Genomic DNA, 5,440 nt, shown 5'->3' on the forward strand with positions numbered 1-5,440 from the left:
GCCCTCAGTCGACGCCGGCCCGGCCCTCAGTCGACGCCGGCCCGGCCCTCAGTCGGCGCCGGCCCGACCCTCAGCCGGCGCCGGCCCGGCCTCGGTCGGGCTGGACTTCCCGGGGTCGGCGCGCAAGGTGAGGACGAGTCGATGAGCCGTGACGACGGCCAGGGCCCAGGCCAGACCGAGAGCCCAGCCGGCGATGACGTCCGTCAGCCAGTGGTGACCGAGGAAGACTCGGCTCAGGCCCATCGCCAGCACGAAGACGCTCCCGGTGAGCACGGCGAGGACGCGCTGCCAGGCTGCAGTGCTCCGCAGGAGGACGAGGTAGACGACGACTGCGGCGACCACGGTGGCGTTGAGCGTGTGTCCGCTCGGGAAGCTCGGTGACGACTCGAAGGGCGGTACCGCCAGCTCCAGAGGTGGTCGCGCCCGGTCGGCCAGGCCCTTGGTGGCGACCGTCATCAGCAGTGACCCCGAGGCCGCGACGACGGCGAGCACGACGGGCCTCCAGGTGCGCCAGTGCAGGGCCAGGCCCCCGACGACGAGGACGGCGAGGACCGGCATGCCGACGGGACCTCCGACGTCGGTGAACCACGTCACGGCCTCATTGAGCTCCGGTGTGCGGAGGTCGACGGCCAGGTCGAGGACGGGCTCATCCACCGCGGCGATGCCGTCGCGGTCCGTGACCGCCTCGTAGACCTCGGCCGCTGCCCTGGTGAGGGACACGGCGAGACCGAGGGCGATCACCGCGAAGGCGACGAAGGCGAGGTTCGCCGACGACCACCCGTAGAGGCGCCCGACCCACGGCGCCCGGCGACCGAGCTCGACGGCCGCCTGGACGAGCCATCGACCGACGTGGCTCGGCCACGACGTCAGGTCCCGCGACCCGATCTGCTCGGGTTCACGGCCTCGGGGTCTCGGCAGCATCGGCCCAGTCTGCAGGGGATGAGGGGACAATGTCGGGATGTACGTGCCGCACTTCACCGCCATGGACAAGGACGAGGTCGAGCGCTTCCTCGCTGCTCATCCCGTCGGCCACCTCGTCACCGTCGGCCCGGACGGCCGTCCCGACGCGACCCTGCTGCCCCTCGTGGTCGACGACGGTCGGGTCCTGGCCCACCTCGCGCGGGCCAACGACCACTGGCGTCGTATCGCGCCCGGTGCGGCCGGACTCGTCGTCGTCACGGCTGCGAACGCCTACATCTCGCCGGGCTGGTACGCCTCGAAGGCGGAGCACGGCCGCGTCGTCCCCACCTGGAACTACAGCGAGGTCCAGCTGAGCGGCAGGGTCACCGTCCACGACGACGCCGCGTGGGTCCGCGACGTCGTCACGCGCCTGACCCGCCGCCACGAGGACCACAGGGCCGAGCCGTGGGCGGTCACCGACGCCCCGGAGCGCTACGTCACCGGCCAGCTGAGGGCGATCGTCGGCGTCGAGATCGAGGTCGAGGAGGCCTCGGCCAAGGCGAAGCTCAGCCAGAACCGCTCCCACGCCGACCGCGAGGGTGCCATCGCCGGCCTCGACAGCGAGCCGGACCACTCCGCCCATGCCGTCGCCGATGCGATGCGCGTGGCTCCGGTGACCCGAGCTCACCCGTCGGGGCGGCGACTCGTCGAGCGGTGAACCAGCTGCCTAGGGGGTGGGATCGAGCCAGGCATGCACAAGCGGCACGACGGAGGCGCCCTCTCCGCTCGCGGCGGCGACGCGCTTCATCGACCCGCTGCGGATGTCGCCCGCCGCGAAGATGCCCGGCACGGTGGTCTCGAGACTTCCGGGTGGCAGGTCACCCAGCCACCGGGAGAGGGGAACATCACGACCGGTGAGTACGAATCCCTTTTCGTCGCGGGCGATCTCGGGGGGAAGCCACTCGCAGTGCGGCTCCGCTCCGAGGAGCAGGAACAGGCCGCTGCAGCTTCGCCTTGCCTCCGCTCCCGTGCGGGTGTCGCGCACGGTGATCCACTCGAGGCGGCCGTCGCCACCCGCGTCGATGACCTCAGAGCATGGCGCGACCTGGATGCGAGGGTTGGAGGACAGCTCACCGATGAGGTACTGCGACATCGTGGACTCGAGACCGTCCCGGCGCACGAGGATCGTGACGGAGTGCGCGAAACGGGCCAGGTGTATTGCTGCCTGACCCGCCGAGTTGCCACCCCCGACGACGACGACGTCGCCGTCCTCCATGGCCCGGGCGGCGGTCATGGCGCTGCCGTAGAACACGCCGAGCCCGACGAGGGACTCGATCGCCGGGACCCGAAGCTTGCGGTAGGTCACTCCCGTTGCCACGACGACCGCACGGGCCCGCACCTCGCCGCCCTCGGTCTGCAGGAGGTGCGCTGCCCCGTGTGAACCGGGCTCGAGACCGGTGACCGGCCAACCGGTGAAGAAGCGCGTCCCGAAGCGGATCGCCTGGTTGCGGGCCCGCTGCGCGAGGCGCATGCCCGAGATCCCCCGTGGGAAGCCGAGGTAGTTGCGGATCATCGACGACGTCCCGGCCTGGCCGCCGACGGCCTCGGCCTCGAGGACCACGGTGGACAGGCCCTCGGACGAGGCGTAGACGGCAGTGGCGAGCCCAGCCGGCCCTGCGCCGACGATGGCGACGTCGCTGACCGTGTCGCTGTCGATGTCGGTGGGTTGCCCGTAGATGCGGATGGCGACGTCACGGACGCTGTGGGCGACCGCGGGGGGCTGGTCCATGGCCTGGACCACGGGAAGGCCGACGCCGGCAGGTCCGGGAGGCTCCGGAAGCTGGGCGAGCAGCTCTCTGCCGACGGTGGTGTCCGGGGCATAGGTCCGGTTGGGCATGCCCATGCGGTCGAGGAAGTCGCGGATCGCGAGGGTGAGGGCGTCGGAGCCCTCTGAGACGACGCGCACGGTCTCGATCTCCGGTGCGGGCACGGTCGAGCCCCAGTCCGAGAGGAGCTCGCAGACGGCCGTGTGGAACTCCTCGTCGCGCACACCACGCGGCATGAGCAGGTAGGCGTCGACCTTGCCCTTGGCGAGGCCGGAGCGGAGGTCGGTGGCATCGACGAGGAAGCGGGACCAGTGCGCGGCGATGAGGCGGCGGGCGGTGGGGACGATGGCGCGCCACCGGGCGAAGGCGTCCAGGACCTGGGCGTCAGGCAGCTGGGACTCGGCGACGAAGAGCGCCACGTGTCCACCGTCCTGCCTGATGCGGGCCGCGACGGCCTCTGCGTCGGTCGCGGTCGTCACGGTGTGGATGTCGTAGTCCCGGCGGTAGCGACCGAACTCGTCGGCCAGCAGGTCAGCGCGCTCGGCCGAGACGAGGATGAGTGCAGGCATCACTCCCACGATGGTAGGCAGTCGAGCCAGCGCCGTCAGGTGCGTTTCCCGGTGCCACGCTCCCGTCCTGCTCCGTGTTGCCGCTGCGGGGCCTGCTCCGTCGTGGCGGCGGCGCGCCGTGCCCGCCACGCCTTCTGCTTCGCCCGGTTCCCGCAGACACGCATGTCGCACCACTTGCTCGACCGGGCGTTCGAGTGGTCGTAGAAGGCCCACTGGCACTCGTCGTCGAGGCAGGCCTTGAGACGTCCCCACGTGCCGTCCGCCATGGCTCTCACCACGATCGCGAGCAGGTGTCCGATCGCACCCTCGATCCCGGTCGTCCGGGCCGTCGGTTCCCAGCCGTCAGGGGAGAAGGTCACGCCGAGCGACCCGCGCCGGGCCGCGCGGTTGAGAATTGCGAGGCTCGCGTCGTCGACACCCGAGTCGTTGTGATTCGCGAGCAGGGCGGCCCGGAGGGCCTCGCGCACCTCGCGCACCTCGCGCACCTCGTGCGTCGTGGCAGCGGCGGCGGCCGGGACCGGACCCGCGGATTCATCAGGTCCGCCGCGTGCCTCCAGGCCGCGGAACCACGAGGTGACGCCCTCCGGCGTGCTCAGCTCGTCCGTGCCCTTCTCGATGTTGCGGGTGTTGACGAAGCGGCGGACCAGCTCCAGTTCACCGGGGGCCGCTTGAGGAGAGCGCACCCGTCAATCGTAACCGGAATCCCTTGCCTAGCGGTTATGATCTCGTGTAACCATATGGAGCATGCAATCGGTTACGCAGGTCCGCGCCGAGGAGACACGGGCGTGGTCGAGCCGGGCATTCCGGTGGTTCTGGACCGGCTCAGCAGTCTCGATGCTCGGCTCCGAGGTCGCCGAGCTCGCGCTCCCCCTCCTCGCCCTCGTGACCTTCTCGGCGGGTGCCGACCAGCTCGCCATCCTTCGCACTGCGCAGTTCCTGCCGTTCCTCCTTGCGGCGCTTCCGGTCGGCCTCCTCGTGGACCGCCGCCGGCGTCGCGGTCTGATGATCGGTTCCGACATCGGCCGCTTCGTGCTCATCGCGATCATCCCCGTGTCGATCTGGGTCGGGCTGGCGGGCATGGAGCTGCTCTACGCCGTCGTGTTCGCCGCCGGAATCTGCACCGTGATCCACCAGCTCGCCCACTTCGCCTTCGTCCCATCCGTCGTCTCGGCCGGGCAGCTCACCGATGCCAATGCCAAGATCACGGCGACCCAGTCCGCCGCCGAGATCAGCGGGCGCGGGGTCGGGGGCCTGCTCGTCCAGGCCCTCGGCGCCCCTGCGGCGGTCACCGTCAACGCGGCGACGCATCTCCTCTCGGCGCTCAGCCTCTCCCGGGTGCGCGTGGACGAGCCGCCGCCGCCGACCACGCCGCGTGCGCCGCTACGTGAGGCGATCGAGGGCATCCGCGTTGCCGTCGGCAACCGCTATCTGCGGGCACTCCTCGGCGAGGCCACGACATTCAACCTCTTCAACGAGGTCTTCATGCTCGGCCTGATGATCTACGCGGTCCGTGACCTCGGCATCTCCGCGGCCGGGATCGGGGCGGTCTTCGTCGCGGGGGGCCTGGGGTCGTTCCTGGGCGCCTGGTTCGGCACCCGCGTCACGGGGCGGTGGGGCTACGGCAGGGTGTTGCTCGCCACTCTGGTGGCCGGCAACACGGCGCCCGTCGGTGCTGTGGCAGTGGCTCCGGGTAGTCCCGGCGCCGCTGGCGTCCTGCTCGGGTCCCTGTTCTTCATCATGGGCGTCGGCATCGGCATCGCCAACTCGCACGCGACGACAGTTCGGCAGCTGGCCACCGAGCCGCAGCTGCTCGGGCGGGTCAACTCCGCCTACCGGCTCATCTCGTGGGGAGTGCTGCCGGTCGGCGCCATCGCAGGGGGTGCCGTGGCGACGCAGGTCGGTCCCTGGACCGCGGTCCTCGCCGGCTCCGTGGGCATGGCGACGGCGACGCTGTGGGTGCTCTTCTCGCCGGTGCCGCGATTGCGGACCGTCACCGACGCTGTCGGGTGAGCGTGGCATGTGGTGCCCCTCGACCGTCTCGTCGAGTGGCCCCAAGCGCCGTCGACCCGGCGGCCGGTGCGGGAGTTGGGCTGTCCGGCGCGACCCCTATCGTCGAACCATGACAGTGGTTGGTGCTGACGGTCT

The 5,440-nt window shown here is 71.1% G+C and carries 5 protein-coding genes; 2 read left to right on the forward strand and 3 right to left on the reverse strand.

Features of this window, described 5'->3' with window-relative positions; translation table 11 throughout:
- Positions 1–48: 48 nt before the first annotated feature.
- The gene (locus tag LOY02_RS17535) at positions 49–921 is read right to left on the reverse strand and encodes a phosphatase PAP2 family protein (RefSeq protein ID WP_317183659.1); all 873 of its coding nucleotides are present in this window, start codon (positions 919–921) and stop codon (positions 49–51) included.
- A 37-nt stretch (positions 922–958) separates the two neighbouring features.
- Between LOY02_RS17535 and LOY02_RS17540 the strand changes: the two genes are divergently transcribed.
- Complete coding sequence (locus LOY02_RS17540; RefSeq protein WP_317183660.1) at positions 959–1,618, forward strand: FMN-binding negative transcriptional regulator; 660 nt, start codon at positions 959–961, stop codon at positions 1,616–1,618.
- 9 nt (positions 1,619–1,627) lie between these two features.
- Here LOY02_RS17540 and LOY02_RS17545 read toward each other — a convergent pair whose 3' ends face one another.
- Together LOY02_RS17545 and LOY02_RS17550 are read right to left on the reverse strand one after the other, a co-directional pair.
- On the reverse strand, positions 1,628–3,295 hold the full coding sequence (locus LOY02_RS17545; RefSeq protein ID WP_317183661.1) for an FAD-dependent oxidoreductase: 1,668 nt from the start codon (positions 3,293–3,295) through the stop codon (positions 1,628–1,630).
- Positions 3,296–3,330: 35 nt separating this feature from the next.
- Positions 3,331–3,978 carry a CGNR zinc finger domain-containing protein gene (locus LOY02_RS17550; RefSeq protein WP_317183662.1) on the reverse strand — a complete coding sequence of 216 codons (648 nt, stop codon included), beginning with the start codon at positions 3,976–3,978 and terminating at the stop codon, positions 3,331–3,333.
- 61 nt (positions 3,979–4,039) lie between these two features.
- Here LOY02_RS17550 and LOY02_RS17555 point away from each other — a divergent pair, with 61 nt between their 5' ends.
- A complete protein-coding gene (locus tag LOY02_RS17555; RefSeq protein WP_317183663.1) occupies positions 4,040–5,305 on the forward strand; it encodes an MFS transporter in 1,266 nt (421 codons plus the stop codon).
- Positions 5,306–5,440: the final 135 nt, after the last annotated feature.

The sequence above is a fragment of the Intrasporangium sp. genome (genome assembly GCF_032907665.1).
In the GTDB taxonomy this organism is placed as follows: domain Bacteria; phylum Actinomycetota; class Actinomycetes; order Actinomycetales; family Dermatophilaceae; genus Intrasporangium.